Here is a 3,769-nt window from a genome sequence, read left to right as displayed (position 1 = left end):
TGCCCACCGGCGCGCCGGCCTCGGCGCTCCACTTGATGGCCAGCGGCGTGGAGGCCCATACCAGCACCACGATCAGGTAGGCGAGTCCGGTCGGCATGTCGTGAGTTCCGTGGAGGCGGAGTGAGTTTTTGTTTGGATGTTAACAATTAGCATGGGGGTGATCTGGCGTCGAGGGGGCATGCCTGAGGTGAAGGATATGACAAGCGCTAGTATGCTGGGCTGATCCTCTGGCAAGAGGGGCAAACCAACAAGGCGCTTGAAATGGGATCGGAAACGCAGGGAGTGAGCCCGGAGCAGCAGGCGCGGCGCCGCATCGATCGACAGTTGGATGAATCCGGGTGGATGGTGCAGTCGATGCACGAGCTGGCGCCCAAGGTGGTGGGCCGTGTGGCGGTACACACTTCTCCCGCCGGCACCAGTCTGCAGATGGTGTACGGCCAGGCCGTGGTTGGAACCGAGGCCAAGGCATGAAAGTGTCGACCGCCGAGCTGCTCGAGCAGCTGCGCCTCGGCCGCCGTGATGGACGATCTACCCTCGGTCTTCCATCTCCCCCAGGGCAGCGCGCGGCGCGAGGACAAGCCACTGATTCCCGCCAAGGTAATCCGCGAGGCCATCGTCAATGCGGTGATGCATCGCAACTATCGCGCCAACCAGCCGGTGCAGGTCATCCGCTTCAGCAACCGCATTGAGATACGCAATCCCGGCTACTCGCTCAAGCCCGAGGAGCAGCTGGGCCAGCCGGGAAGCGCCTGGCGCAACCCGACGTTGGCCACCGTGCTCCACGAGATTGGCTATGCCGAAACCAAGGGTAGCGGTATCCGCGTCATGCGTCGACAGATGGAGCAGGCGGGGCTGACGCCGCCGGTCTTCGAGTCGGTGCGCCATGAGGATCGATTCATGGCGACGCTGCTGTTCGTGCATTTCCTGGACGCCGAAGCGGTCGAGTGGCTCAAGCACTTCCGTCACTGGGCGCTTTCCGAGGAGGAGTGTCGTGCGCTGCTGTTCGTGCGCGAGACGGGGCGCATCACCAACGCCGACTACCGGGACCAGAATCGAGTCGATACGCTGACGGCCAGTCAGCAGCTTGCTCGTCTGCGGGCCCTGCATATCCTCCAGCAAGTACCGAGGGGGGCGGCAACCTATTATGTGCCGGGCGAACACTTCCCTGAACCTGCAGTCGGTGCCCCTCTACTGTCGAATGGCCAGGCCGGTTTTCCGCTGGAGGGCAAGGCTTTGCCTGACAACCTCGGGAGCTTACCTCCGGAGTCAGGGAGCTTACCTCCGGAGTCAGGGAGCTTACCTCCGGAGTCGGAGGGGTTATCTAGGGACTTCCTGGTGGCTGGGCTACCTGAATGGCTGGTTTCCCGTCTTGAGGCAATCGGACAGCGCTCACGAGATAAGCGTAAGGTACGTGAGGTGCTGCGAGCCCTCTGCGCCGAGCGGCTATATCGTGCAGTCGAACTTGCCATGCTACTGCGGCGGAACCAGGAATACTTGCAAAAAGAATACATTACACCGATGCGCCAGGAGGGTGAGCTGGTATATCGGTACCAGGATGATCCCAACCGGCCTGACCAAGCCTACGTGACGCCAGGCGACCCAAGATAGCCAGAATGAACGCCGAAACCCTTGCCTCCAAGGTCTGGAGCTTCTGCCATACCCTGTTCTGGCTCAAGGATGCTTCCCTGGGGGGCCTGGATAATCTGCCTGAGCCGCATGTGCTGGTGGGGGAGATCATTGCGCACCTGGAGTCAGGGCTTGAGGCTTTCCGCAGCGTCACCGAGGAGCTGGAGTCATCGCCGACGACTTGAGTTGTCACCATCAGGCGGCAACGAAAAACCGCCGCGTCGAGGCGACGCGGCGGCGAGCGGGACGATGGCGGCGAGGGTCAGGCGGGCTGGCCGGCCTCGGAGTAGAGCACCCGCACCTTGAGGGTGTGGGCGACGTGGCGCAGGGCATCGAGGGCCTGGGGGCCGTAGGCCTTGTCGACGTCGATCACCACGTAGCCGACCTTGTCGTTGGTCTGCAGGTACTGGCCGGCGATGTTGATGCCGTTCTCGGAGAGCACGCGGTTGATCTCGGAGAGCACACCCGGCACGTTGTCGTGGATATGCAGCAGGCGGTGCTTGCCCGGGTGGGCCGGCAGGGCCACCTCGGGGAAGTTGACCGAGGTGACGGTGGTGCCGTTGTCGGAGTAGGTGATCAGCTTCTCGGAGACCTCGATGCCGATGTTCTCCTGGGCCTCCAGGGTGGAGCCGCCGATGTGCGGGGTCAGGATCACGTTGTCCAGGCCGCGCAGGGGGCTCTCGAATTCCTCATCGTTGCCCTTGGGCTCCACCGGGAAGACGTCGATGGCCGCGCCATTGAGCTTGCCGGCCTTGATGGCGTCGGCCAGGGCCTCGATCACCACCACGCTGCCGCGGGCGGCGTTGATCAGGATGCCGCCCGGCTTCATGCGGGCGATCTGCTCGGCGCCGATCATCCATTTGGTGGAGGGCAGGTCGGGCACGTGCAGGCTGACCGCGTCGGCGCGGGCCAGCAGCTCGTCGAGGGTCGCGACCTGGCGGGCGTTGCCCATGCCCAGCTTGGTCACCACGTCGTAGTAGATGACATCGAAGCCCAGCGACTCGGCCAGCACCGAGAGCTGCGAGCCGATGCTGCCGTAGCCGACGATCCCCAGGGTCTTGCCGCGGGCCTCGTGGGAGTTGCTGGCGCTCTTCTGCCAGCCGCCGCGGTGGGCCAGGGCGTTCTTCTCGGGGATGCCGCGCAGCAGCATGATGGCCTCGGCCAGCACCAGCTCGGCCACCGAGCGGGTGTTGGAGTAGGGGGCGTTGAACACCGGGATGCCGCGCACCAGGGCCGCGGTGAGATCGACCTGGTTGGTGCCGATGCAGAAGCAGCCCACGGCCACCAGCTTCTCGGCGGCGGCGAACACCCGCTCGGTGAGCTGGGTGCGCGAGCGGATGCCCAGGAAGTGGGCATCGCGGATCTTCTCGATCAGCGCCGCCTCGTCCAGGGAGGTCGGCAGATGCTCGATGTTGGTGTAACCGGCGTTATGCAGATTGTCCACCGCGCTCTGGTGGACCCCCTCGAGCAGCAGGACCTTGATCTTGCTCTTGTCCAGGGACGTCTTGGCCATGGTCGAATCAACCCCTTCCGGCGCGAGCCGCATGCAGTGACAGGTAGTAGTGGAAGGGCGCCATGTTAGCACAGCCGCTGGATGAGCCAGGATGAAAACGCCGCGCAGTCATGATGAGCGCCATGCATGTAGGGCCCCGAGCCGCCGGGGCAGACGACCCCCGGGGGGGAGCGTGTATACTGTGGCCTTTCGGGACGCCGCATGCGGCGCAAGCGAGGCGAGGAGAGAGATGGCGGAACGCAAGCAGCGGTCCAGGGGCCAGGGCGATTCGGCGGCGGCGTCGCTGGACTTCGCCGCTACCGTCGAGCGCCTGGAGGGCCTGGTGGAGCGGCTGGAGTCCGGCGAGCTGACGCTGGAGGGTTCCCTGTCGGCCTTCGAGGAGGGCATTCGCCTGACCCGCGACGCTCAGCGCCGCCTCGACGAGGCCGAGCTCAGGGTGCGCACCCTGACCGAAGGCGAGGGGGGCGGCATCGAGCTTGGGCCCTTCACGCCCGGTGCGGGGCCTCAGGGGGAGGCCACGGGTGAACGCTGAGAGCCTGGCGGCCCGACTGGCCGCGGATCGTGCCCGGGTGGATGCCCGCCTGACGGGGCTGTTCGATGGGCGCGCCGCCACGGTGCCGCGCCTGGACG

Annotated in this window: 5 protein-coding genes; 4 read left to right on the top strand and 1 reads right to left on the bottom strand. The window is 65.5% G+C overall.

Annotated features, from left to right (window positions below):
- The first annotated feature begins 261 nt into the window (after positions 1-261).
- Genes J5F18_RS00660 through J5F18_RS00650 form a run of 3 tightly spaced genes read left to right on the top strand, consistent with a single transcriptional unit; the run spans position 262 to position 1,811 of the window.
- Positions 262-471, top strand: coding sequence for a hypothetical protein (locus tag J5F18_RS00660; RefSeq protein WP_346300449.1), 210 nt, complete (start codon positions 262-264; stop codon positions 469-471).
- A gap of 48 nt (positions 472-519) precedes the next feature.
- Positions 520-1,608, top strand: coding sequence for an ATP-binding protein (locus tag J5F18_RS00655; RefSeq protein ID WP_346300448.1), 1,089 nt, complete (start codon positions 520-522; stop codon positions 1,606-1,608).
- Positions 1,609-1,613: 5 nt separating this feature from the next.
- The gene (locus J5F18_RS00650) at positions 1,614-1,811 is read left to right on the top strand and encodes a hypothetical protein (protein ID WP_346300447.1); all 198 of its coding nucleotides are present in this window, start codon (positions 1,614-1,616) and stop codon (positions 1,809-1,811) included.
- Positions 1,812-1,888: 77 nt separating this feature from the next.
- Here J5F18_RS00650 and serA read toward each other — a convergent pair whose 3' ends face one another.
- Entirely contained in the window at positions 1,889-3,139 is a 1,251-nt protein-coding gene (gene serA, locus J5F18_RS00645; RefSeq protein WP_346300446.1) for a phosphoglycerate dehydrogenase, read from the bottom strand.
- A 229-nt stretch (positions 3,140-3,368) separates the two neighbouring features.
- Between serA and xseB the strand changes: the two genes are divergently transcribed.
- Entirely contained in the window at positions 3,369-3,671 is a 303-nt protein-coding gene (xseB, locus tag J5F18_RS00640) for an exodeoxyribonuclease VII small subunit (RefSeq protein ID WP_346300445.1), read from the top strand.
- Positions 3,672-3,769: the final 98 nt, after the last annotated feature.

Source organism: Halomonas sp. BM-2019, assembly GCF_017584085.1.
This window is presented reverse-complemented; position numbering and strand designations above follow the sequence as displayed.